This is a genomic window from Bacillus sp. 2B09 (assembly GCF_003946835.1).
GTDB classification, from domain to species: domain Bacteria; phylum Bacillota; class Bacilli; order Bacillales; family Bacillaceae; genus Bacillus; species Bacillus altitudinis.
Genome location: NZ_RPSG01000011.1, coordinates 1 through 24,776, shown reverse-complemented (window position 1 = coordinate 24,776; position 24,776 = coordinate 1). Strand labels below are relative to the sequence as shown.

General features: G+C 41.2%; 17 protein-coding genes, 7 tRNA genes and 1 rRNA gene. 6 read left to right on the top strand and 19 right to left on the bottom strand.

Features of this window, described 5'->3' with window-relative positions; translation table 11 throughout:
- Position 1: 1 nt before the first annotated feature.
- From EBQ12_RS17060 to EBQ12_RS17000, 13 genes are all read right to left on the bottom strand, one after another.
- The gene (locus EBQ12_RS17060) at positions 2-2,557 is read right to left on the bottom strand and encodes an ATP-binding protein (RefSeq protein ID WP_164511665.1); all 2,556 of its coding nucleotides are present in this window, start codon (positions 2,555-2,557) and stop codon (positions 2-4) included.
- A 171-nt stretch (positions 2,558-2,728) separates the two neighbouring features.
- Positions 2,729-4,531, bottom strand: a complete 1,803-nt coding sequence (glmS, locus tag EBQ12_RS17055; RefSeq protein WP_125590824.1) for a glutamine--fructose-6-phosphate transaminase (isomerizing) — start codon at positions 4,529-4,531, stop codon at positions 2,729-2,731.
- Positions 4,532-5,109: 578 nt separating this feature from the next.
- Positions 5,110-6,456 carry a phosphoglucosamine mutase gene (gene glmM, locus EBQ12_RS17050; RefSeq protein WP_007498543.1) on the bottom strand — a complete coding sequence of 449 codons (1,347 nt, stop codon included), beginning with the start codon at positions 6,454-6,456 and terminating at the stop codon, positions 5,110-5,112.
- Between the two features lie 25 nt (positions 6,457-6,481).
- Complete coding sequence (locus EBQ12_RS17045) at positions 6,482-7,888, bottom strand: CdaR family protein (protein WP_125590822.1); 1,407 nt, start codon at positions 7,886-7,888, stop codon at positions 6,482-6,484.
- Positions 7,881-8,702, bottom strand: coding sequence for a diadenylate cyclase CdaA (cdaA, locus tag EBQ12_RS17040; protein ID WP_008344027.1), 822 nt, complete (start codon positions 8,700-8,702; stop codon positions 7,881-7,883). The genes EBQ12_RS17045 and cdaA overlap by 8 nt, the downstream gene beginning before the upstream one ends.
- 204 nt (positions 8,703-8,906) lie before the next feature.
- Complete coding sequence (rsiW, locus tag EBQ12_RS17035) at positions 8,907-9,533, bottom strand: anti-sigma-W factor RsiW (protein WP_008344028.1); 627 nt, start codon at positions 9,531-9,533, stop codon at positions 8,907-8,909.
- Positions 9,534-9,547: 14 nt separating this feature from the next.
- Entirely contained in the window at positions 9,548-10,111 is a 564-nt protein-coding gene (sigW, locus tag EBQ12_RS17030) for an RNA polymerase sigma factor SigW (RefSeq protein WP_007498553.1), read from the bottom strand.
- Between the two features lie 184 nt (positions 10,112-10,295).
- Entirely contained in the window at positions 10,296-11,207 is a 912-nt protein-coding gene (rocF, locus tag EBQ12_RS17025) for an arginase (RefSeq protein WP_048001374.1), read from the bottom strand.
- Between the two features lie 137 nt (positions 11,208-11,344).
- Positions 11,345-11,416, bottom strand: a tRNA-Gln gene (locus tag EBQ12_RS17020).
- Between the two features lie 4 nt (positions 11,417-11,420).
- A tRNA-Tyr gene (locus EBQ12_RS17015) sits at positions 11,421-11,505 on the bottom strand.
- Positions 11,506-11,533: 28 nt separating this feature from the next.
- Positions 11,534-11,606 (bottom strand) — tRNA-Thr (locus EBQ12_RS17010).
- 3 nt (positions 11,607-11,609) lie between these two features.
- Positions 11,610-11,685, bottom strand: a tRNA-Val gene (locus EBQ12_RS17005).
- A gap of 6 nt (positions 11,686-11,691) precedes the next feature.
- Positions 11,692-11,766: transfer RNA gene (locus EBQ12_RS17000), tRNA-Glu, on the bottom strand.
- A gap of 220 nt (positions 11,767-11,986) precedes the next feature.
- On the opposite strand from EBQ12_RS17000, the gene murQ reads away from it, so the two are divergent.
- Genes murQ through EBQ12_RS16970 form a run of 6 tightly spaced genes read left to right on the top strand, consistent with a single transcriptional unit; the run spans position 11,987 to position 19,716 of the window.
- Positions 11,987-12,898 carry an N-acetylmuramic acid 6-phosphate etherase gene (gene murQ / locus EBQ12_RS16995; protein WP_125590819.1) on the top strand — a complete coding sequence of 304 codons (912 nt, stop codon included), beginning with the start codon at positions 11,987-11,989 and terminating at the stop codon, positions 12,896-12,898.
- 12 nt (positions 12,899-12,910) lie between these two features.
- Positions 12,911-13,780, top strand: coding sequence for a MurR/RpiR family transcriptional regulator (locus EBQ12_RS16990; protein WP_017366475.1), 870 nt, complete (start codon positions 12,911-12,913; stop codon positions 13,778-13,780).
- Positions 13,777-15,156, top strand: coding sequence for a PTS transporter subunit EIIC (locus EBQ12_RS16985; RefSeq protein ID WP_008344031.1), 1,380 nt, complete (start codon positions 13,777-13,779; stop codon positions 15,154-15,156). The genes EBQ12_RS16990 and EBQ12_RS16985 overlap by 4 nt, the downstream gene beginning before the upstream one ends.
- Before the next feature lie 12 nt (positions 15,157-15,168).
- Positions 15,169-16,524, top strand: coding sequence for a penicillin binding protein PBP4B (pbp4b, locus tag EBQ12_RS16980; protein WP_125590817.1), 1,356 nt, complete (start codon positions 15,169-15,171; stop codon positions 16,522-16,524).
- A 13-nt stretch (positions 16,525-16,537) separates the two neighbouring features.
- Positions 16,538-18,457: a glycoside hydrolase family 3 protein gene (locus EBQ12_RS16975; RefSeq protein ID WP_125590815.1), complete on the top strand. Its 1,920-nt coding sequence runs from the start codon at positions 16,538-16,540 to the stop codon at positions 18,455-18,457.
- A 50-nt stretch (positions 18,458-18,507) separates the two neighbouring features.
- Positions 18,508-19,716 carry an exo-beta-N-acetylmuramidase NamZ family protein gene (locus EBQ12_RS16970; RefSeq protein ID WP_430384054.1) on the top strand — a complete coding sequence of 403 codons (1,209 nt, stop codon included), beginning with the start codon at positions 18,508-18,510 and terminating at the stop codon, positions 19,714-19,716.
- Between the two features lie 38 nt (positions 19,717-19,754).
- On the opposite strand, the gene EBQ12_RS16965 is transcribed toward EBQ12_RS16970, so the two are convergent.
- The 6 genes from EBQ12_RS16965 to rrf form a co-directional block, all read right to left on the bottom strand.
- Positions 19,755-20,720 (bottom strand): bile acid:sodium symporter family protein, encoded by a 966-nt coding sequence (locus EBQ12_RS16965; protein WP_035390705.1) that lies wholly within the window; start codon positions 20,718-20,720, stop codon positions 19,755-19,757.
- Positions 20,721-20,781: 61 nt separating this feature from the next.
- Complete coding sequence (locus tag EBQ12_RS16960; protein WP_125590810.1) at positions 20,782-22,221, bottom strand: SulP family inorganic anion transporter; 1,440 nt, start codon at positions 22,219-22,221, stop codon at positions 20,782-20,784.
- Positions 22,222-22,549: 328 nt separating this feature from the next.
- Positions 22,550-23,515: a flagellin Hag gene (gene hag, locus EBQ12_RS16955; protein ID WP_017358869.1), complete on the bottom strand. Its 966-nt coding sequence runs from the start codon at positions 23,513-23,515 to the stop codon at positions 22,550-22,552.
- Between the two features lie 944 nt (positions 23,516-24,459).
- Positions 24,460-24,532: transfer RNA gene (locus EBQ12_RS16950), tRNA-Thr, on the bottom strand.
- Between the two features lies 1 nt (position 24,533).
- Positions 24,534-24,608 (bottom strand) — tRNA-Asn (locus tag EBQ12_RS16945).
- A 43-nt stretch (positions 24,609-24,651) separates the two neighbouring features.
- A 5S ribosomal RNA gene (gene rrf / locus EBQ12_RS16940) occupies positions 24,652-24,767 on the bottom strand.
- Positions 24,768-24,776: the final 9 nt, after the last annotated feature.

Sequence of the window (24,776 nt, the reverse complement as noted above, 5' to 3'; positions counted from 1 at the left end):
CTCATTTCTCCTCATGCACTAAACTTTTTCTTAAATCTATTTCAAATTTATATAGCTTACCAAAAATATTTCTCTCTCTCATTAATCTAATTTTGCAATTGTGATAATCTAAAATTTGAGAAACTATGTAAAGTCCCAGCCCTCTTCCATTCTCTTTATTTGAAATGAAGGGATCAAAAATTTCATTTGCTATATTTTCATCGATCCCAATACCGTTATCCCATACATGTATTTTCCCGTTTTCTTTTACCTCTAAGAAAAATTGTAGTTCTTTAATCTTCCCTATTCTTTTAGCATGTAGTAGCCAGTGTTCTGAGTTCAAGTATAAATTATCTAAAACTTGGTTTATCATTCCGACACTTACATTTAATAAAAAATCATCTTGGTGAATAATAATTATAGATATGTCGTTTTTTTGCGCTCTTTCTATATAAAATTCATGGTGTTTTTCCAAAAGGTCACTTATTTTCACTCTATCTTTTTTAGTTCTAACATTTCTAAAGTTTGGAGATAGATGGCTCAATTGCTTTCTCATTCCATCTGTTGAATATCGGACATATTCAAAATATTGTTGAATTTTTTTATCAGGTTCATAATTTTTTTTGTAGTATGAAATTACATTGGCTGTATTCTTTTTTGTGTTATTTATTAAAGTATATAGTTCATGAGTCAACGTCTCACTCAATATTCCCAAACCAGCAAGCTCAGCTAATTCTTGCATTCGACCAATCATCACACTATAATCTTCTTCTATAGTAAATAAATGACCTTTGATAACTTGTATTTCCTGCAGGTAATATTCTGCTTCTTTTAAAACTAACTCAGTTATTTTAATATTCTCATTTAATTTAGAAATTAACTGTTCTAATAAAAATTTCTCTTGATCATCAATACTCTTTATATTGTTTAGAGCTGTATTTACTTGGGAAATAATATTCGTTGATTGAGCAGTTTTTGTACTTAAATCCTCAATATTTTTTGTTATTTTTTGGGACTTATCTGAGATTCTTCTAAGACTTTCAACAGCAATTTCATGATCACTCACTAACGGATCTGCTCTGTTAATATCATGACTAATCATATTAATATACTTTATAAAACCCCTTCTCAATTTTGATATATGATTATTAATTTTCTTCAATATAAACTTATTAATTATATAGAAATTGTTGTAATACTCATCCTCTATTAAACCTTCTCGATTTGTTGTTTCTCTTAATTTATAGCTTTCTTTCCCCAAGAGTTGAATAAATCCGATCACAGTTTCATTTTTCAAATCGTAATATGAGCCCTGTGTACTCTGGCTTTTATTAAGAGCAAGCCAGTCTCCACCATCGCCATACCCATAAGGTAATATTGCAAAATCATCTCTAAATACCTTTATTCCATAATTATTTTTTATGAAATTTTTAAAATCAACTTGACCTTTAATTACTTTGAAATTTAGTTTTGCTACTTGTCCCTTTAAATAATTCTCATCAAAAGAATATGAATAAATTTCACCACTATATTTTCCAGGATGCATAAATTTACCGTCTTTATGCAATTCAAAACCACTTAAATCATCAAAAGAGAATTCCTCACTAAACAATATTGAAAACAGATCATTTTCTATTATTTTATATTTATTCATTTTTTCTTTGTTAGTTAAAAGAAACTCCTTCAGATGATCGTCACTGATATCGAAATTGTTATTTTTAGAAAGGAAAAATTCTAATTTAAATTTCCCTTCTAATTTTATATGCTCATCTGTAACAGTAAAATTGAATTTAGAGATTGCTCCATCTAATATTTCTTGAGATATTTTTGAGAAATCTAAATTTCTCTCTCCAATTTTTGCAAACACATAAAAATTACTCTCTTTCTTAAAAGGTGAAACAGTTTGAGATAATTCTCTTTCTAACTCATTAATGTTCTCTTCTTCATTCCATAGATTTGGATTTACTAAGTCTCTAATTATTATTTTTGTGTATCCTTTTTCTAAATTTTCTTCAACCTTTTTTTCTGTACATATAACTTTAACATTCTCTAAAGTAGTATTTTTTTGAAAATCTCCCCATGGAATAGTTACTGTATATTCTATATCTGATTTTTCTTTCTTTGTAACCATAATCATCATTCTACCTAACTTTTGAACAGCTAACCTACCTAATCCTTTATCACCTAAGGGCATTCTTTCATACTTTTTAGTTACTTTTTTGTCTTTTTTCATTTGCTTTTTTGCAGAATTTGAAAGAGTAAGCCACCCATTTATGATGTCTCTTTTATCCATTCCACATCCTTCATCTTTAATAATTATTTCTCCAAATGAAATTTTCCCATTAAATTCTGTAATATATTCGGGATTTACTGTTAATTCTACATATGCTGAGTCTGCATCATAAGCATTTTTAACTAACTCAGATAACGCTGTTACTTCACTTCTGATTAATTCTTCTCCGAGCTTATATATCAATGAAGTATGAACTTTAAACTTTAAATCTTCAAGATTTGATTGATTAGTATCAGGATCCTCGTAATACTCACTCTCAAAAATATTTAATTGCTCATTCGACATTTTTTCACCTCGTATAAACATTATTTGTGAAACTTATCTTTTACTTTTAAGATTAACTATGAATTAAAAAAACACACAACCGATTACATTAATTGTAATCTAGATCATGTGTTTTTTAAACATAATTATAATTTATTAAAGAAATTTATCCTCATATAAAATTGGGATGGATTACTCCACCGTCACACTCTTCGCAAGGTTACGTGGTTTATCCACATCACACCCGCGGTGAAGGGCTGCGTAGTAAGCGATTAGCTGTAATGGAACAACAGATGCAAGTGGTGCAAGTGCTGGGTGTACAGCTGGAAGGACGAAACGATCGCCTTCGTCTTCTAGGCCTTTTAGTGAGATGACACATGGGTTTGCGCCGCGTGCAACGACTTCTTTGACGTTACCGCGAATGCTGAGGTTTACGTGCTCTTGCGTGGCAAGGGCAATGACCGGTGTGCCTTCTTCAATTAAAGCAATCGTGCCGTGTTTGAGTTCTCCGCCAGCAAAACCTTCTGCTTGGATGTAAGAGATCTCTTTTAGTTTGAGTGAACCTTCAAGGCACACATAATAGTCAAGTCCTCTTCCGATAAAGAATGCGTTACGTGTCACTGTGAAGAAGTCACGAGCGATTTGTTCCATTTCATCCTTTTGATCGACAAGGGCTTCCATTGCGTTTGCTACAATCCCAAGCTCTTTCACAAGATCAAAGTCAAGAGATTGACCATTTAATTCAGCTGCAACGGATGCAAGGATCGCAAGAACAGCGATTTGCGCTGTGTAAGCTTTTGTTGAAGCCACTGCGATTTCTGGTCCTGCATGAAGAAGCAATGTGAAGTCTGCTTCACGAGAAAGTGTAGATCCTGGTACGTTTGTGATCGTTAATGCTTTATGACCAAGTTCTTTGACTTGAACAAGTACAGCACGGCTGTCCGCAGTTTCCCCAGATTGAGAAAGGAAGATGAACAACGGCTTTTTCGATAGAAGCGGCATGTTGTAAGAGAATTCACTTGCTACATGGACTTCTACAGGTACTTTCGCCCAGTCTTCAATGTATTGTTTACCAACAAGTCCAGCATGGTAGCTCGTTCCGCAAGCCACGATGTAAATGCGGTCTGCTTCTGCTACTGCGCTTGCGATATCGCCAGCGACTGACAGCTTGCCGTTTTCGTCTTGATATTCTTGGATGATTTTGCGCATCACTAGCGGCTGTTCATCCGTTTCTTTTAACATGTAGTGAGGATATGTGCCTTTCTCAATGTCGCTTGCATCCAGCTCAGCGATATAAGAAGGACGTGTCATGATATCACCGTCAAGGTTTTTGATGATCACCTCATCTTTAGTGACAATGACCATTTCTTTATCCATTAATTCCGCATATTCGTTTGTTACTTGAAGCATCGCCATTGCGTCAGAAGCCACAACGTTGAAATCTTCGCCGAAACCAACCAATAATGGGCTTTTGTTTTTCGCCACATAGATTGTTTCTTTGTTTTCGTTATCGAAAAGGGCAATTGCGTAAGAGCCTTTTAGTTGAAGAAGCGTTTGACGGAAAGCTTCCTCTGTCTCAAGACCTCTATTCACAAATTGTTCGATGACTTGAACAACAACCTCTGTATCTGTGTCGCTTTTTAGTGTGACGTCTTGTAAATATTCGCGTGTCAATTGTACATAGTTCTCGATGACACCGTTATGAACAAGCGTAAAACGGCCAGAAGCACTTTGATGCGGATGCGCATTTAGATGGCTTGGTACACCGTGTGTTGCCCAGCGTGTATGTCCAATTCCTGCTGAAGATGCCACGTTTGCATCAACGACTTCACGAAGCTCAGCGATACGTCCTTTTTCTTTGAACACATGCACGCCATCTTCGTTTGCCACAGCGATACCTGCTGAGTCATACCCACGGTACTCAAGCTTCTCTAAACCTTTTAATAAGATTTCCTTCGCATCATTCTGACCAATATAACCTACGATTCCACACATAAATATTCTTCCTCCCGATCATGTGAAAGGGACAAAGAAAGCCTACTAAAATAGAAGGGACATTTCTTCGTCCCTCTCTACATGTTTAATTTGGGAGATCATGTGTATTCCCTTTGTACAAAGAGTCACCTCTTTGCTTTAAAGAAACACTTACGGCTGTGATCTCTATATTTGATCAGCCGGGAGGCATCCGCCGAAAAATTCGATAACCTCCATCCTCGTCAACTAAGCATCTGTCGTTCGATCGCTTAGTTCGGGCGCTATAATTATAAGAGTGGCTGAACATCTACCCTGCCTTTCCTGCTAGAATAAAAATCCAGTAACACAAGGATGATTGTACTATAAGGTCTGACCTCCGTCAATCACAATTTAGCGGGTGATCCCTTTCATGTGAGAAAGTGAGACCTCCCTACACTATATGCGATGAGGCTTGTCACGTTCTACCTTTGATGTGCTCTCTTATGTATGAAAGCAAGCAGCAAATTGCCCTCGCTTATATCATTCGTACTAGACCAGCCTCTTATGACGTTTATTCGAAAAAAAAAGCAAACCGCTGCTTAGCGATTTGCTTTAATCAATTACTCAATACCCATTTCTTCTTTGACAACAGCCGTAATGCGAGCCACGTATTCATCACACAACTCTTTTGTTTTCGCCTCTGCCATGACACGTACAAGCGGCTCTGTTCCAGATGGACGAACCAGGATGCGTCCGTCACCGTTCATCTCTTTTTCAACCTCTTGGATCACAGCTTTTACTTTTTCATTTTCTTCCACTTTATACTTATCAGATACCTTCACATTCACTAGAAGTTGCGGGAATTTCTCCATTTCAGCTGCAAGCTCTGACAATGTTTTTCCTGTTGCTTTGAGTGTATTCACCAGCATGATCGCTGAAAGCATGCCGTCACCTGTCGTATTATAATCAAGGAAAATCAAGTGGCCTGACTGCTCGCCTCCGACATTATAGCCATCCTTTTTCATCGCTTCGACCACATAGCGGTCACCAACAGCGGTTTGAATGCTCTTAATGCCTTGCTTCTCAAGCGCTTTATAGAAACCAAGGTTACTCATGACCGTTGACACGACCGTGTCATCCTTTAATCGGCCTTCACCCTTTAGATAACGTGCGCATATGTACATAATTTGATCGCCGTCTACAATATCACCTTTTTCATCGACTGCAATTAAGCGGTCGCCGTCGCCATCAAACGCAAGACCAATATCGGCTCCTTTTTCTTTCACAAAAGCAGAAAGTGCCTCTGGATGAGTAGAACCTACGCCATCGTTGATATTCAATCCGTTTGGTGATGTTCCCATTGTTGACACATCTGCATCTAAATCTGCAAATAAATGTGTTGCAAGAGAAGATGTTGCACCATGTGCACAATCAAGCGCTACGTGAATGCCTGTGAAATCCTCGTCCGCTGTCTGCTTCAAGAATTGCAAGTACTTCTGACCGCCTTCAAAGTAGTCATTCACGGTTCCAAGATCGGCTCCCACTGGACGTGGCAATTCATCAACTGGCTGATCCATTAGCTGCTCAATTTCATTTTCCTGTTCATCTGACAGTTTAAAACCATCACCACCGAAAAATTTAATTCCGTTGTCTTGAACTGGGTTATGCGAAGCTGAAATCATGACACCTGCTTCTGCATCCATTGCCTTCGTTAAATAAGACACACCAGGTGTTGAGATCACACCTAAACGCATGACTTCAGCCCCAATTGAAAGTAAGCCTGCTACGAGTGCTCCTTCTAACATATGACCAGATACACGCGTGTCTCGTCCAACGAGTACCTTTGGACGTTCTTTATCCTTCGTGAGCACATAGCCGCCAAATCTCCCAATTTTAAATGCGAGCTCTGGCGTTAATTCGCTATTAGCCACACCCCTTACACCATCAGTTCCAAAGTACTTGCCCATGTTTCAATCGCTCCTTTTTTACCATTCAAGAGGACGCTGCGTCCTCTTTGTTATCTTCTTTGACCCGCTGTCTTTGACTTGATTCTTTTTTTGCTTTATCTTGTGTTGATTCCTTTTGACTCTTCTCTTCCTGATCATCATCGGATGATTGATCTTTCCGATCATTCGTAGAAGCCGGCTGATCTTCTGTATCAGTAGAAGTCAGTTTCACTTTGACCTTCGATCTAGATAATGTCCACGTCACATTTTGAGGGCCATTCACTTGTACTTTGACCTCATGTGTTCCTTCGTTTAAGTCCCCGACATTGATATAGGCTTCAATATCTGAAGCCTTTAGTTTATCAATTGCACTCTTTGAACCTTTTGCTGTTAGTGTGAGACGCCCAGAAGACGGACTCACAAATTCAGAGCTAAGATCCTTGCTCAGACCCACGACAGAAATTGGGACATTATCGATCTTTTTTTCTTCAGCTGTTGCAACCTTCACTTTGATTTTAACAGTTTCAGGTGATACCTTTTTCACACCATCTGGCAGTGGAATGTCGGCATCAATCTCTGTATCATCTTTAATCTTGCTTAGGTCGAGCTTAACACCGTCAATAAAATCAAGCGCATCCAACACCTTTTGAGAACCGTAGACTGTAACCTCACTTGGGCTTGTCTCGATGCTTGAGATACTGATCCCATCTGGCAAGCTGCCCGTCCGCTCAATCTTAAACGGAACTTTCTTGCTTGGACTCGTAATCGGGACCGTAATATCTACCACAGACGGACTCACTTCGACTGGTAGCTCATTCCCGCTGCTATCATACACAGTGAGCTTCGCTTCTTTCTCAATTTGCTGATCAACATCCTCTAAGTTCACAAATGCTTTAATGACAGAAATTTTGTCGATTACGTCTTTTGAGCCAGTAACCGTGACATTTTTCGGATTCACAATAGGCTGCTCTGGTGAATAGCCGTCTTTGATTTTATTTTGATTATAAAATTCAGTTTCAACAGGAAATTCAGCTGTCGTTTTTTCTTGTATCGTCACAGTCGTCACAGACGGATTAATCGTTAACGTGATTCCTTTCGATACATCTCTTGCCTTCAATTCGACTTTATGTGTACCTGTCGTCAGGTTTTGCATATCTGCGTAAATTTCAAAATTTTTCGTTTGTCTTGCTGTTTTCACAGCACTAGTTGATCCTTTAATCGTGACATTGACTGTCTGCGGCACACCAGTGACTACATACTTTTCGTCGTCATAATATGCTTTAACAGGAATGTCCGTTAAGGTTGCTTCGTCTGTTGTCGATGTTGGGAAAAAGGATTCACCGATTTTTTTCGGCGTGGGCGCTTGCGCTGAATTGACTGCACCATACAGCAATAAAGCGAAGACCAATGCAAGAAACTTAACGGCCCAGCGATTATTCAAAATCTTATCCATTTTTCTTGCCCCTCCAATACCATTTGGTCGAGGAAGCATCTTTGCTGTTCTTACTAAACTCAGCAATCAGCATTTCTTCAAGCGCTTCTTCTGTCAATTCTCGATGGAGATCACCATTTCTTGCGACACTAATGCCGCCTGTCTCCTCGGAGACAATAACGGTTAAACTGTCCGTTACTTCACTAATACCAACTGCCGCGCGGTGACGTGTACCGAGCTCCTTAGAGATAAAAGGACTTTCAGACAGCGGTAAATAACACGCTGCAGCTGCAATCTCATCACGCTTCATAATCACAGCGCCGTCATGAAGCGGTGTATTCGGAATGAAGATATTAATCAGCAGCTCAGAACTGACCTTTGCATTTAAAGGAATTCCGGTCTCTATGTAATCATTCATTCCAGTATCGCGCTCAATCGTTAACAGCGCGCCTATTCTACGTTTTGCCATATAGTTAATTGCTTTTGTAATTGCCTCGATCGTTTTCTGCTGCTGTTCCTCTACAGGTGTTCCGCTTCTAGAGAAGAAACGGCCGCGCCCAAGCTGCTCAAGCGCTCTCCTTAGCTCTGGCTGAAAAATAATAATGATCGCAAGGAACCCCCACGTAATCGCTTGATCCATCAGCCATTGAAGTGTGTTAAGACCGAGATACGCACTTCCCATCCTGACGAGAACAATGACGACAATTCCCTTTAAAAGCTGAACCGCTTTTGTTCCGCGGATGACCATCATTAATTTATATATCACATACCAAACAACGAGAATATCAACAGCATTACCGAGGTACTGCAAAAAAGGAATATCCCCTAAAGCCATTTCCTCGTCCTCCAGAATTTTCAGTTATTCTTCGTTCGATTCATTTTTTATAAAAAAAGAGCCTATGTGTAAGTACATAGCGTGGCTATTATACCACATTTTGTTTCAGCAAGGAAAATAGTTGCCATATCTGGCTGGCATTCAAGTCTGTCCATCAATAGAAAAAGAGCAGTCCCCTTAGAGACTGCTCTCAAACTGTTTGATTTACTTTTGCTCCTCTGGTCCAATGACCCGCATCACGTCTTGTGCTGTAGACTTCATTTTGTACCAAACCCAATCAAACACTTCATTAATTTCATTGATTTGACCAGTGACTTGTCCGGCAGAAGCAGTCAGCTGTTCTCCATTGACGACTGTTACGTTCCCATCAACCTTGCCTTCTACAATCAGCTTGCCATTTTTCACAGTGACGTCACCTTTAACGGTTTCCCCTTTAGGTACCGTCACTGTATCATTTTCAACCACGAGATTCGGCTGCTTTGACACACTGAAATTATGATCCGTATTCCAGCTTGTAAACAGACTGCCTCCCATCAATATGACAAAGAGGGCAGCGGCGACCATTAGCGGATGAGCTTTGATCCATCTTTGAATCGACACACGCTTTTTCTCCTTTGGAAGACCTGCCATCACCTTTGCAGTGAAATCAGATGGTGCTTCTATATGAGATGTACTCTGCACGAGCGCGATGGATTTCTCAATTTGTTGAAAATGAGTACGGCATTCCTCACACGATTGCAGATGGCTCTTTAATTCTTTTTCATCTTCGGGCTCAATGTCCCCGTCTAAATACTGATGCATAAGCAGGACGATTTTTTCCTGACAGCTCATCAAAATCACCTCACTCAAAGGTCTCTCAACTGTTTCCGGAGAGCCTCTCTACCCCTGTGTATTCTCGTTTTCACCGTACCAACTGGTATATTCAGAATCTCACTAATTTCTTTTAACGAGAGTTCATCAATATACTTTAATACGATGACCGAGCGATATTTATCGGGTAATCTTAAAATTTTTTGCTGAATGGTGCTCGATAATTCAAGCGACACCACCTCGTCCTCTGGCAAAATGCCGTCAGCCGCAATTTGAGAATACATATTCAGTCCTTCTGTCCCTGCCACCTCTGCATCTAAATAATAATCCGGCTTTTTTTTACGAATACGGTCGATGGTCAGGTTGGTTGCAATGCGGTACAGCCACGTGGAAAACTTACGATTCACATCAAAGCTCTCAATATTCACATAGGCACGAATAAACGCCTCCTGCGCAATATCTTCTGCTTCATGTGCATTCCCAAGCATACGATAGCACAGCTGATAAATTTTGTCTTTATACAGGTCTACGATGTCTGCAAATGCGTTCTGGTCGCCTTTTTTCACTTGCTTAATTCTCTTTTTAATCATTGTTTCCATAGTATATTCAACCTCTGCCTTCACCGGTCTTTATGTATACGAACCTCGTTCCAAAAGGTTTCATTCTCCTCTAAAAAATAGTGTAACAAATTTTTGACAGCATGTTACGCTTATCAGCCGGTAAAAACCTTAACATATCCTTAAATTTCCCCAAAATTAAAAAAGAACGGGAACAAGTCCCGCTCTATAATAGCTTTTCACCCATTAAAGAACCAATTAATGCAACTGCCGCTTCTGCTGTTTTATTTTTCTCATCTAATACCGGATTCACCTCAACAAACTCAGCAGATGTCAAAATCCCTGCTTCCTCTAAAAGCTCCATTGCAAGATGACTCTCTCTATAACTGATGCCGCCAGCAACCGGCGTTCCCACGCCAGGGCACTCCGCTGGATCAAGGCCGTCTAAATCAAGCGACAAATGAACACCATCTGTTCTTTCTTTTAAATACGCAATGGCTTCCTCCATTACTCTCGTCATCCCTAATCGATCAATTTCATGCATCGTATACACTTTAATGCCTTTTTCTCTAATCAATGCCCGCTCTCCTTCATCTAAAGAACGAGCACCAATCAAGATCACATTCTCAGGCTTTACTTTTGGCGCATAACCGCCAATATTCGTTAGATCAGCATGCCCAAGACCGAGACTGACAGCAAGTGGCATCCCATGAATATTCCCAGAAGGAGAGGTTTCCTCTGTATTTAAATCACCGTGTGCATCATACCAAATGACACCCAAATTTTCATAATGCTTGGCTACACCGGCTAGTGTACCAATTGCAATGCTATGATCCCCGCCTAAAATCAGCGGAAACGAACCTGACTGCACAATACTGCTAACCTTTTCAGCAAGAAGCTGGTTCGCGCCAGCATTCTCCGTTAAGTTTTTCAGTTTTTCACTTGTATAGAGACCTTTCTCATCATCTCTTTGCTCAACGGGAATATCCCCTAGATCCTCGACATCAAATGAAAGCGATTCCAATTTTTCTTTTACACCAGCACAGCGAATAGCACTCGGCCCCATATCGACGCCCCTTCTCATTTGACCGAGATCCATCGGCACCCCAACAATCGTGACCTTCTTTTGATCTCCCATATGTACATCCCCTTTCCGTTCATGCTTATATTTTACTTTCTCGGTACCTTTTGACTCAACTCAACAATATTTTGAATAGTTATACATTCCAATCGTCAAAATAAAAAAAAGACACCTTTTTAAAAAAGGTGTCTTAACTGGGCTAGCTGGATTCGAACCAACGCATGACGGAGTCAAAGTCCGTTGCCTTACCGCTTGGCTATAGCCCAAAAATGGTGGAGGGGGGCGGATTCGAACCGCCGAACCCGGAGGGAGCGGATTTACAGTCCGCCGCGTTTAGCCACTTCGCTACCCCTCCACATATGGAATTGATAAAAGAAAAACAGTGCCGGCAAGAGGACTTGAACCCCCAACCTACTGATTACAAGTCAGTTGCTCTACCAGTTGAGCTACACCGGCATATGGTGGAGGATGACGGGCTCGAACCGCCGACCCTCTGCTTGTAAGGCAGATGCTCTCCCAGCTGAGCTAATCCTCCACATCATGGTGACCCGTACGGGATTCGAACCCGTGTTACCGCCGTGAAAGGGCGGTGTCTTAACCGCTTGACCAACGGGCCAGTTTGTCAAGTTTACTGTTTCCGTGAAGCTGACAAAAGTTATTATATACAGGTTGTCCCCCTTTTGTAAAGGGGATTTTTATTTTTTTTATTTTCTAACTATTCAACCCTCATCAGCACAACATTTTGACTGAAATATAATTTCAGTATTTAAATATAATATTGAAATTTCATGTCATACTCAATATACTGAAAATGAAGAAATAAGGAGGTATGTCACATGCAGCCATCTCAACTGCGTTCTTTGACAACAGAATCAAGAAACCCTAACACCATGAGAATTTCACAAGCAAGCCCGCTAGAAATACTCCAAATGATAAATGCGGAAGATATGAAGGTCGCTGAAGCCGTCAACCGTGTCCTTCCAGACGTAAAGACAGCAAGTGACTTGGTCTTTGAATCCATCTCGAATGGGGGCAGACTCATTTATCTAGGCGCTGGAACAAGCGGCAGAATTGGGGTAATGGATGCGGTCGAATGTCCACCTACCTATAGCATTTCACCTGATGTCATCGTAGGCATCATGGCCGGTGGCGACTCTGCCTTTTCACATGCAGCAGAAGATGTGGAAGACAGTGAAGAAGCTGGTCAAAAAGATTTAGAACACATCCACCTCACATCAAAAGATACAGTTGTCGGCATCGCGGCGAGCGGTAGAACACCCTATATCATTGGCGCTTTAAACTATGCTAGAACCATTGGAGCAAAAACAGTAGCCCTCAGCTGCAATGAACAAGCAGAGATTAGCGAACTAGCAGACTGCGCCATTGAAGTCGTCGTAGGACCAGAAGCCATCACTGGGTCAACACGAATGAAAGCCGCATCCGCTCATAAAATGATTTTAAATATGCTTTCCACCTCTGTCATGATCAGACAAGGCAAAGTATATGAAAACCTGATGGTAGATGTAAAAGTAAGCAATCATAAACTAAAAGAACGCGCCATCACCATCATTCAGCATGTGACCAATGCTCCCTACGAACAAGCCGTAAAAGCCCTTGAAGCAGCCGATTTAGAAGTTAAAACAGCCATCGTCATGCTCCAAACCAAAACAGATAAAAAGACAGCCAAAGACCTGCTCAACAAAGCAGATGGTCACATCGACAAAGCCATCTTACGTCATCAATCTTAAAGGAGGAAACTCATGTCAGCAGGCGGACTCACCTTACTACACACAATGAAATCAAAGCTTCCCCAATCTGAAAAAATCATTGCAGACTATATCCTTGCCCATCCTGACAAACTCATTAAAAGCACAGTGCATGAAATCAGTCAGGCTGCCGGTGCAAGCAGCTCTGCCGTCATCCGTCTCTGTAAGTCTCTCGGGCTGGATGGCTATCACGATTTGAAAATGCGGATCGCTGGAGACTTAATGCACACTGATAAACAAGGCTACCGGGATATCGAACAAGATGAACCACTTCAATCCATTATTCAAAAGACAGCAGGAAACACCATTCAATCGATCAAAGATACAGCCTCTATTTTAAATGTAGAAGCTTTAGAAAAAGCTGTGCAACTGCTGCTGAATGCAAACCAAATCCATTTTATCGGTGTGGGTGCATCTGGCATCGTCGCAGCTGATGCCCAGCAGAAATTTCTCAGAATCAATTATGCAGCCACCGCCTTCACTGACATGCACATCGCATCTACGGTCATCGCAAATGCTGGAAAGAATGACATTGTGTTCGGTATATCCTTCTCAGGAGAAACATTAGACATCATCCAAGCGCTTCAGCTCGCCAAAGAAAATGAAGTAAAAACCATTGCTTTAACGCACCCAGGTCATACAAGCGTTTCTGCATTGTGTGATGTCCATCTATCAACGTCCGGTTCCAATGAAGCACCTTTTCGCAGTGCTGCCACTTCCTCTAGAATGGCACAGCTCTATTTAATCGATGTCTTGTTCCTCAGTTTAGCCTCCCGTCAATATGAACAGACAGCACAATATATTGACAAAACAAGGCATGCCATCCGCTCCATGAAACGAAAAACAAAGGGGGATTCAACATGAGTCATCAAAAGAAATATCAGCAGTTGGCGAAAGAAATCCTTTCACTCTGTGGTGGTTCTGAAAACATCTCTTCCCACACACATTGTATGACACGTCTCCGAATTACACCCATTGATCGTGAAAAAGTGCAAACCACCGCGATCAAAGAACTCGATGGCGTCATTGGCGTCGTCGAAGCGGAAACACTGCAAATCATTTTAGGCACAGGTGTTGTCAACCAAGTATCAAGTGCATTTGAACAGCTGCTCAATGCCTCAGGTTCATATGATTTAAACAACGAAGCACAGAAAAACAAACAAGCCATTTCACAAAAGAACCGCACACCATTCAAGCTGTTCTTACGGCGGATCGCCAGCATTTTCATTCCCATTATTCCAGCACTCGTTGCATCGGGTCTTATAACGGGTATTACAAAAGCGGTCGTGCAAGCAGGCTGGCTCGATGAAAAATCTCAAGCTGCGATTATCCTAACCGTTATAGGCTCAGGCTTGTTTGCTTATCTCGGTATATTAGTAGGAACAAACGCCGCAAAAGAATTTGGTGGCTCTCCTGCATTAGGCGCATTAGCAGGTATTCTCATCATTAACCCAGCTGCCGCTGATATTATGTTATTTGGCACTAATATTCTACCAGGCAGAGGCGGACTCATCGGTGTTCTTCTTGCAGCTATTTTTATGGCACTTGTTGAGACACGGATCAGGCGCTTCGTCCCGCAATCACTCGATATCATCGTCACACCAACCATCACACTACTCATTACAGGCATTTTCACGTACGTTATCTTCATGCCAGTCGGCGGATTTATATCTGATGCCATCACCTCTGGACTTACTTATCTATTAAACATTGGCGGTATTTTTGCCGGATTTGTTCTTGGTGCGACCTTCCTTCCTCTTGTTGTCACTGGACTTCACCAAGGCCTAACACCTATTCATATGGAACTGATTAATTCAATTGGAGATGACCCGCTTCTGCCAATCCTCGCTATGGGAGGCGCAGGACAGGTCGGTGCTGCCTTTGCCATTTATATGAAAACAAAAAAGAAAAAGCTGAAAAGAGCCATTGCAGGCGGACTTCCTTCAGGAATGCTTGGAATTGGAGAACCGCTCATTTTCGGTGTCACACTCCCGCTCGGAAGACCCTTCCTCACCGCTTGTCTCGGCGCTGGAATCGGCGGAGCATTTCAAGCCTATTTCCAAATCGCCACTAAAGCAATCGGGGTATCAGGTCTCCCATTAACCTTTATCGTTCACACACATCAAATGCTACTTTACTTAATAGGACTCTTTATTGCATATGTCGCTGGATTTATCTTCACATACTTATTTGGATTTCATGATGATATGGCTGTTGAATTCGAGGAAAATAAGCAATAGGAGGTCTAGCTCTTGAAGAAATATTTTCTCATCATCACAAGTCTGTTCATACTCCTTGGGTTACCAGTACAAACATTTGCAACTAGCTCCCATCCTGTATCGTCTTTGTCTAAAACAGCACCTGAAGAATATCCCGTCTTAAAAAAAGCAAAACGACCGGAACAAGTAGGTTTTTCTTCTAGGCAGCTTAGGAAGGTTGATCACATGATTCAAAACGATATCAAAGCAGGATTTCCAGGAGCAGCACTCATCATTATCAAGGATGGTCAGATCGTCCATCAAAAAGCCTATGGCTACAGACAAAAATATAAAGGGACAACAGAACTCAAATTCTATAAGAAAATGAAAAAGAACACACTGTTCGATTTGGCATCCAATACAAAAATGTATGCCACCAACTATGCCCTGCAAAAGCTAGTATATGAACAAAAACTAGATGTAAATGAAAAAATACAAACCATCCTGCCTGACTTTCAAGATGAACCAGATGCAAAGGTAACCGGCAAAGATCAGCTTCGAGTCAAGGATCTTCTAACCCATTCTGCCGGACTGCCTTCCAGTGTTTTATTTTATAGCAAAGAGCAAGCGGGCTCTTTTTTCTCTCAAGATAGACAAACAACCATGAAATGGCTACCAAAGGTGCCTCTGCAATACAAGCCAGGCACTCAGCATATTTATAGTGATATTGATTACATGCTGTTAGGCATGATCATTGAGAAAAAAACCGGTATGCCACTTGATCAATATGTAGAGTCGACGATTTATCGACCGCTTGGTCTAAAACATACCATGTTCAATCCGCTGAAAAAGGGATTCAAGCCAAAGCATTTTGCAGCAACCGAGCGTCTAGGCAATACAAGAGATGGTGTCATTGATTTTGAAAACATTCGCAGGTATACCTTGCTAGGTGAAGTCCACGATGAGAAAGCCTATTACTCAATGGCAGGTGTCTCCGGACATGCCGGACTTTTCTCTAATACATCAGATATGGCCGTACTGCTTCAGCTGATGCTCAATAAAGGAGGCTATGGGAAAACAACCATCTTTGACCAAGCTTCTATCGATCTCTTTACGGAATCATCAGACACGAACCCAACTTACGGGCTAGGCTGGCGGAAAAACGGCAATACTGACATGGAATGGATGTTTGGGAAGTACGCAAGTAAAGAAGCGTATGGACACACAGGCTGGACCGGAACGATGACATTGATTGATCCAAAACACAATCTAGGCGTCGTCTTGCTGACAAATAAAAAACATTCACCCGTCATTTCACCTGAAGTCAACCCAAATCAATTTGAAGGTGACCTTTTCCCAACTGGTACTTATGGAAGCATCATGACCGCAATCTACGAATCTTTTAAGTAAAAGGAGGAATTCGATGTTAAAAGCTCTGTTCCCCGCTGCACTCGTTTTGGCCCTGCTCACCTCTTCCATTCCAACGGAAAAGGTGAGCTCCGCCCCTCTCCCAACTGCCAAACAAATGGTTCAGGACATGTCCTTGGATGAAAAAATTGGCCAAATGCTCATGCCAGACTTTCGCAATTGGCAAGCAGAAGGTGAATCCGCTCCTACAGGCTTCACAAAAATGAATAAAGAAGTTTCTCACCTTGTAGAGAAATATCATTTAGGCGGTGTCATCTTATTTGCAGAAAATGTCGTTGATACGAAACAAACCGTCAAACTCACACATGAATTTCAAAAAGCATCACCCAACATTCCTTTACTCATTTCCATTGATCAAGAAGGCGGAATCGTCACAAGACTACAAAAGGGAACACATTTCCCAGGAAATATGTCGATTGGTGCCTCTAGAAGTAAGAAAAATGCATATGACACAGGAAAAATCATCGGCAAAGAATTAAACGCTCTAGGTATCAATACAAACTTCTCTCCTGTTCTTGATGTGAATAATAACCCGAATAACCCCGTCATTGGTGTCCGTTCCTTTAGCTCTGACCCCGAACTTGTCACGAGACTTGGTCTGCAAACCATGAAAGGACTTCAAAAGGAAAAGACCATTTCCACATTAAAGCATTTCCCGGGACATGGTGATACAGCTGTTGATAGTCACTACGGACTTCCGCTTGTCGAACATGATCTAGATCGTCTTAAAAAGGTGGAGCTGTATCCGTTTCAACAAGCAATCAACGCAGGGGCAGATATGGTCATGACCGCTCATGTTCAATTCCCAGCCATTGATGACACAACGTATAAAAGCAAAAAAAATGGCGAGGACATTATGGTTCCAGCAACCTTATCAAAAAAAGTCATCACAAACTTATTAAAAGAAGACATGGGCTTTCAAGGAGTGGTTGTAACAGACGCCCTCAATATGAAAGCGATTGCAGATAACTTCGGACAGGAAGAAGCTGTGGTAATGGCTATTAAAGCAGGCGTCGACATTGCCCTCATGCCAGCACCTGTCACGTCCTTAAAGACAGAAAAAAACCTAGAGAATGTGTTCAATGCTTTAAAAAGAGCAGTTCTCACAAAAGAAATCCCGATATCTCAGATCAATCAATCTGTCGAAAAAATCCTTCAATTAAAGATCAAACGCGGCATCATTTCCGCCAATAAATCAGTAAGCCTTGAGAAGAAAATCAAAAAAGCCACACAGCTCGTTGGTCAAAAGTCGCACCGAAAAGCAGAACAAAAAATGGCACGTGAAGGAATCACTCTCCTTAAAAACAACGACAAAACCTTGCCTTTTAAGCCTAAAAAGAATGACAAAATCGTACTCATGGCACCATACGAAGATCAAACAAAAGCAATGTCCGTCACAATTGAATCACTAATCAAACAAAAAAAGATCAAACCTGTGCGTATCCAATCATACGCATTTGCAGATAAGAGCTTCTCCAAAGAAACAGCCAAACTCATTCAAAATGCTGACTATGTCATTACCGGCTCTTACGTTGTCCAAAATGACCCGGCTGTGAATGATGGCGTCATTGATGACGGTGTACAGGATCCGAAAAAATGGGCAACGGCCTTCCCTCGTGCTGTCATGAATGAAGCAGCAGCACAAAACAAAAAATTGGTCATCATGAGTCTTAGAAACCCATATGATGCTGCAAATTTCGAGGAAGCCGACGCCTTACTGGCTGTGTACGGTTTTAAAGGCTACTCAAATGGACAATTCAATCAACCCAATATTCCTGCGGGACTAGAAGTGATTTTTGGAGCGGCCTCACCTAAAGGAAAATTGCCCGTCGCTATCCCATCAGTCACTCATCCTAATCAAACCCTTTACCCATTTGGCTATGGACTCAATTTAAAAGGCAAACAGATCAAATAGGAGGGATTCTCTTGAAAAAGACAGCAAGCTTGATACTCGCTAGCATTCTCATGATCAGCACATTGACCGCCGCCTCCCCCGCAGATTCAGAACGAACAGATACAAAAGGAAAAAAAGCAACAGTCAAAACAGGTATCGAAACATTACTCTCAAGTAACCTCTCTTGGCTTAAAGGGAAAAAAGTAGGGCTTATTACGAATCCTACAGGCATTGATGCAAACATGAAAAGCAGTGTCGATCTGCTATTTGAACACCCCGATATCAAACTGACTGCCTTGTATGGGCCTGAACATGGCGTCCGTGGTGATGCACAAGCAGGAGAAGGCGTCGAATCGTATATTGATGAAAAAACAGGCCTGCCTGTTTACTCTCTTTATGGTAAAACAAGAAAGCCAACTCCTGAAATGCTCAAAAATGTAGATGTCCTGCTATTTGATATTCAAGACGTTGGTACTCGTTATTACACCTATATTTACACGATGGCCTATGCAATGGAAGCAGCTAAGGAAAACAACATTCCATTTGTTGTCTTAGATCGTCCAAACCCAATAGGCGGGCTAAAAGTAGAAGGACCTGTATTAGAGCCAGAACACGCCTCTTTTGTAGGTCTCTATCCCATCCCATTAAGACATGGGATGACAACTGGAGAACTTGCATACATGTTTAACAAAGAATTTCATATCAACGCTGATGTAAAAGTGATCAAAATGAAACATTGGAAACGATCCATGACGTTCGATGACACGAAGCTGCCGTTCGTCCTCCCTTCACCTAATATGCCGACCGTTGATAGTACCTTTGTTTACCCAGCAACAGGATTAATCGAAGGCACAAACGTTTCTGAAGGCAGAGGAACGACAAAACCGTTCGAACTCATTGGCGCTCCATATATCAATAGCAATGAGCTAGCAGATCATTTAAATGGGTTAAAACTAAAAGGCGTTCAATTTAGACCTGTCTCATTTACCCCTACCTTTTCAAAACATGCCGGGACTTTGTCTCACGGGGTACAGCTTTATGTCACAGACCGAAAATCATTCGAAGCAGTCAAAACAGGTCTATCCATCATCAAAGCAATACATGACACGTATCCTAATGACTTTCAATTCCTACAAACAGGCAGCTTTGATAAACTCATCGGGAATAGCTGGATCAAAGAAGAAATCAATAAAGGCACTTCCATCAAACACATCATGAAACAATACCACCATGATCTAAAGACATTCGAAAAGAAACGGAAGAAATACCTCATCTATTAATCGCAAAAAAGCCTCCACCTTAAAGGATGGAGGTTTTTTCATGATAAAGACTTAGTCACAGCAGGTACTTTCAGCTCGAAACGATGAAGTAAAAAGCCAAACAAGGCTGCAAGCACTTGCTGAAACAGCATGCCAATCACGACAGGAACAGCAACAGCAGGCGGGAAAAAGCTAATGGCAAGCACAGCACCCGCGCTAATGTTCCGCATACCGCCCGTATACACAATCGCCACAATTTCTCCTTGGGTACATTTCATCGCCTTTCCAATCAACCACGCAAACGCATACCCACTCATCGCAATGAAAAAGACAGTCGCTGCTTTGCTAAAAAACGCAGCATCCAGTTCACGCAAATATGGGGCGACAACAGAACTGTTAATCGATACGACAACAAACAAGCCTAATTTTGAAAAAGGAGCCAAGGTCTGACTCATTGCTTTTGTCACCGATGGCTTTGCATACTGACGAACGAGCATCCCTAAAATAGAGGGCAACACCACCATACCGAATAGTCCTTTCATGATCGCCACCATGTCCATATGGACCTGTGTACCAACGAAGATTGACAAGCTGACTGGCACAATCAATGGCGAAAGCAATGTATCAATTAATATGATAGATAACGTTAACCCCACATTCCCTTTATACATTGCTGCCCATATTAAACTAGACACACCTGTCGGAATCACCATCGCAAGCGTCAAACCGGTGATCGTCATAGAATCACCCGCAAATATCAAATGCCCCGCCGACCATGCATAAAGGGGCATCAGCACATGCAAAATCATAAACGATAAAATCAAAGGCAATGGATGCATCACCGTATGTTTTAAAGCTGAAAAAGTAGATGACAAGCTCCCTGAAAATGTCATCACAGCAAACACCCAAGGCACCAAAAAGGTGAAATCTTTTAAATACGCCGCCAATAATACACCAAGTAGCACGCTGACAGGCGTAATGAGCGGCATCATCCGGCCGAGCACCTGATTCAAACGGACAAGCATGCCGGCCACCTCCATCCTTCACTTTCTTCCTTGTTCTATTGTAACAAACAGAAAAGTCTTTTTAAGATCCGATCACTTGTTTCATAAGTTTTTGACTAGACGTATCCATTCCAACTACGTCCACCTCTACACCAGCTGTACAATATTTTTCCTTCACACGTTCAATTGCGGCCACACCTGATTCGTCCCATATACGCGCTTCAGACAAATCAATCACAACCGTGTTCAAGTCGTTTCCATGATGGAAGGCTTGAATCAATTCAGTCACGGAAGCAAAGAAAATTTGACCCTTAATTCGGTAAACCCATGTACCAGCTTGGCTTTCTGTAGAGGTAATATGCAGTTTTGATATTTTAGCCACAAAGAATACGGCACTAAGCAGCACCCCTGCAAAAACACCCTTGGATAAATCATGAGTGAACACCACCGTCACGACCGTGACAAGCATCACAAGAGAATCTGTTTTTGGGTTCTTTTTCAGCTGCTGGAATGAACTCCAATCAAAGGTACCAATAGAAACCATGATCATGACAGCAACAAGAGCAGCCATTGGAATTTGAACAACCACATCACCAAGCACAAAAATCAATACCATTAAAAATGCACCAGCCACAAAGGTAGAAAGCCGGCCTCGTCCCCCTGCCTTTGTATTAATCACAGATTGACCAATCATCGCACAGCCAGCCATACCGCCAAAAAATCCTGCCACCACATTGGCAATTCCTTGGCCTCTCGCTTCCTTATTTTTACGACTAGACGTTTCCGTCATATCATCTACAATTTGTGCTGTTAATAAAGATTCAAGTAAACCAACCATCGCAAGTGCTAAGGAATAAGGAAAAATGATAGCAAGTGTTTCCCAGCTAAACGGTACATTGGGAATAAGAAAAGTTGGCAAAGAGCTAGGAAGCTCTCCCATGTCTCCAACCGTTCTGACATCAATATGCCCAAATACAGCAATCATCGTCATCACAATAATTGCAATAAGTGGAGAGGGAATAACTTTTGTGACCATCGGCAATACATAAATGATCAACAATGCTCCACCTGTCATGACATACATAACCATGGATTCCCCAACGAAATGCGGCAGCTGTGCCATGAAGATCATAATTGCCAACGCATTGACAAAACCAACCATCACAGACCTCGGAATAAATTTCATCAAACGAGAAACACGGCACAATCCAAACACAATTTGAATCAAGCCTGTTAAAATCGTAGCTGCGAACAAATACTGCAATCCATGATCTGCAATCAAATTGACCATGACCAGCGCCATAGCCCCAGTAGCGGCAGAGATCATACCTGGCCGTCCACCAACAAACGAAATCACAATCGCAATACAAAACGAAGCATACAAACCGACCTTAGGATCAACGCCCGCAATAATCGAAAACGCAATCGCCTCAGGAATTAAAGCCAGAGCCACTAAAATACCTGCCAGCACATCCTGACGCACATGTCCAAACCATTCTTGCTTTACAAATAAATCTTTCAAACCATCTACTCCTTTTTATATACATACCGCACACGGAAAAGAAGATCATTCAAACCTGGAGATGAGGAAAGGAAAATAAACAATGCTTCACTTTCGGGGAAAAAGAGGAACGTACAGAGTCTTTTGTTAGAGAGGATTATCATCACTTTAGTAAGAATATAAGAAAGGAACTAAGGAATCAAGCACAAAAAGAAGGAATGTGTAGAAAATTGATACAAAGCTTACTTACCAATCGATTTATTCCATTCATGAGTCTATTTGTCACTGAGCATGTCCAACATTTAAAACAAACAACAAAAGCCCCTATATAAAAGGGGCTTTTGGTTGATTAACGTAATAATTGAAGTACGTTTTGCGGCTGTTGATTCGCTTGTGCAAGCATAGCTTGAGACGCTTGAGAAAGAATGTTGTTCTTTGTGAACTCACTCATTTCTTTCGCCATGTCAACGTCACGAATACGAGACTCAGCAGCAGTTAAGTTTTCAGCAGATGCACCCAAGTTGTTAATCGTGTGCTCTAGACGGTTTTGTACTGCACCAAGTTTTCCACGTTGAGCAGATACTTGGTTAATAGCTGCATCAACAATACTTAGTTGAGTATCAAAACCAACATCAGTAGCATCTGCTGCATTATCAGCAAACTTTCTTACATCGATGTCTTTAATTGCTTGATTCGCTACAATTCCATTAGCACCTTTCACTCCCAATGCATCTGTACTCATTTTATCAATATGAACTGAGATTTGTTGAGTTGCATTAGCACCGATTTGGAACACTAAAGCATTACCACTTGCTGGAACTGCAGGTGTACCTGTATCTGGATCATCTGGATCTGTCGGCGGAATTGCTGGTGTTCCTGGGGTTCCTTTAAACGAACCATCTAATAATTTTTTACCGTTAAACTCTGTACGATTTGAAATTCCATCTACTTCTTCTTGTAAAGCTTTAATTTCATCTTGGATAGATTGAAGGTCAGACTCTTTATCCTGTGTACCAGTATTTCCAGCTTGAACGACTAGTTCACGAACACGTTGAAGGATTGAGTGAGTTTCAGTCAATGCCCCCTCAGCTGTTTGGATAAGAGAGATACCGTCCTGTGCGTTTTTTGAAGCCATTTCTAATCCGCGGATTTGTCCACGCATTTTTTCAGAGATTGCAAGACCTGCTGCGTCATCTCCTGCACGGTTGATTTTAAGACCAGAAGAAAGCTTCTCCATGTTCTTTTGGCTCGCACCGTTGTTAGCAGATAGACGGTTCAGTGTGTTAAGTGCCGCGATATTGTGGTTAATTCTCATTTCCTATTACCTCCATGTAATTTTTTTCGAGCTTGTCTACAAAGTCCATTTAGATGAGAAGCTCTTCCTTAGAATTTCCGATTTCTAAGGCATGTGTACAGTAATAATGCAGATCACCTTTTGGCTCTCTAACTTTACTACCATATGTAACAACAGTTATGGCAATAATCATGAAATCTCCTTCTATTAATGCTCACCATAACAAAGAGTATTGTGTTACCTACTATAGACAGACCTACCACATATTTTAGTTTGTGGAAATTGTTTATTTCACAAATTCGACACATTTAAAATGCATAAAAGGAAAATGAAATTCTATCAACTACGTTTTCAGGAGGAGAAACATAATTAGTGTAAAATTGTGTGGAAACAATACTTTTTCATATACCTAGAATCACTCGATAAAGTAACAGAGAAAAGAAAAAGGATTTTGAGATAAGGATTCACTTCAAAAAAAGAACGTTGAAAAATAACATCAAAAAAGCCCCTGTTCTCTATGATCAGAGGCTTTACCTTTTTCACTTTTTCAATGCTTTTTGAAGAGCTGCTTTTATCTTCGAACCGTTCCATCTTTTATGTGGCACAACGTTGACCAATGGAATGCCTTGCTCTGTCATCAACTAGACGAATTAGCATTGTACGTTCTCAACTACCTTTTTATATTTAAATAAATAGTGGGAGCGATTCGCAAAAAAGCACGATATAAGAAAATTCATTTGCATGATATGCGTCACACTCATGCTACTATGCTAATAAATCAAATCGGCAAAATATCTGGGTTTAATATCAAATCTGTCTATCATCGTTTAGGTTATGCAGAAGCTATATCAAACTTATTGCAAATTCGATAATGCGTCCCCATTGCGTCCCCCAGCAATTAAAAAAGACATAAAAAAAAGCCTTCTCATCATCGAGAAACCTTGTCAGAACAATATTTAGAGGAAAGCTTCCAAGCGGGCTCGAACCGCTGACCTCTTCCTTACCATGGAAGTGCTCTACCTACTGAGCTATGGAAGCATGGCTCCGCAGGTAGGACTCGAACCTACGACCGATCGGTTAACAGCCGATAGCTCTACCACTGAGCTACTGCGGAATGGATAAAGTAACTTCTTCCATTGGAAGGATATAAACAAAAAGCTTGGCGGCGTCCTACTCTCACAGGGGGAAACCCCCAACTACCATCGGCGCTGAAGAGCTTAACTTCCGTGTTCGGTATGGGAACGGGTGTGACCTCTTCGCTATCGCCACCAAACCTGATGGA

Bases quoted from the DNA above. Each gene is read 5' to 3' on its own strand.
- EBQ12_RS16985 (WP_008344031.1), top strand. From the start codon at position 13,777: ATGAGTCATCAAAAGAAATATCAGCAGTTGGCGAAAGAAATCCTTTCA.
- EBQ12_RS16975 (WP_125590815.1), top strand. From the start codon at position 16,538: ATGTTAAAAGCTCTGTTCCCCGCTGCACTCGTTTTGGCCCTGCTCACC.
- hag (WP_017358869.1), bottom strand. From the start codon at position 23,515: ATGAGAATTAACCACAATATCGCGGCACTTAACACACTGAACCGTCTA.
- EBQ12_RS17045 (WP_125590822.1), bottom strand. From the start codon at position 7,888: ATGGATAAGATTTTGAATAATCGCTGGGCCGTTAAGTTTCTTGCATTG.
- EBQ12_RS16990 (WP_017366475.1), top strand. From the start codon at position 12,911: ATGTCAGCAGGCGGACTCACCTTACTACACACAATGAAATCAAAGCTT.
- cdaA (WP_008344027.1), bottom strand. From the start codon at position 8,702: ATGGCTTTAGGGGATATTCCTTTTTTGCAGTACCTCGGTAATGCTGTT.
- rsiW (WP_008344028.1), bottom strand. From the start codon at position 9,533: ATGAGCTGTCAGGAAAAAATCGTCCTGCTTATGCATCAGTATTTAGAC.
- glmS (WP_125590824.1), bottom strand. From the start codon at position 4,531: ATGTGTGGAATCGTAGGTTATATTGGTCAGAATGATGCGAAGGAAATC.
- rocF (WP_048001374.1), bottom strand. From the start codon at position 11,207: ATGGGAGATCAAAAGAAGGTCACGATTGTTGGGGTGCCGATGGATCTC.
- glmM (WP_007498543.1), bottom strand. From the start codon at position 6,456: ATGGGCAAGTACTTTGGAACTGATGGTGTAAGGGGTGTGGCTAATAGC.
- EBQ12_RS16970 (WP_430384054.1), top strand. From the start codon at position 18,508: ATGATCAGCACATTGACCGCCGCCTCCCCCGCAGATTCAGAACGAACA.
- sigW (WP_007498553.1), bottom strand. From the start codon at position 10,111: ATGGAAACAATGATTAAAAAGAGAATTAAGCAAGTGAAAAAAGGCGAC.
- EBQ12_RS17060 (WP_164511665.1), bottom strand. From the start codon at position 2,557: ATGTCGAATGAGCAATTAAATATTTTTGAGAGTGAGTATTACGAGGAT.
- EBQ12_RS16965 (WP_035390705.1), bottom strand. From the start codon at position 20,720: ATGCTTGTCCGTTTGAATCAGGTGCTCGGCCGGATGATGCCGCTCATT.
- murQ (WP_125590819.1), top strand. From the start codon at position 11,987: ATGCAGCCATCTCAACTGCGTTCTTTGACAACAGAATCAAGAAACCCT.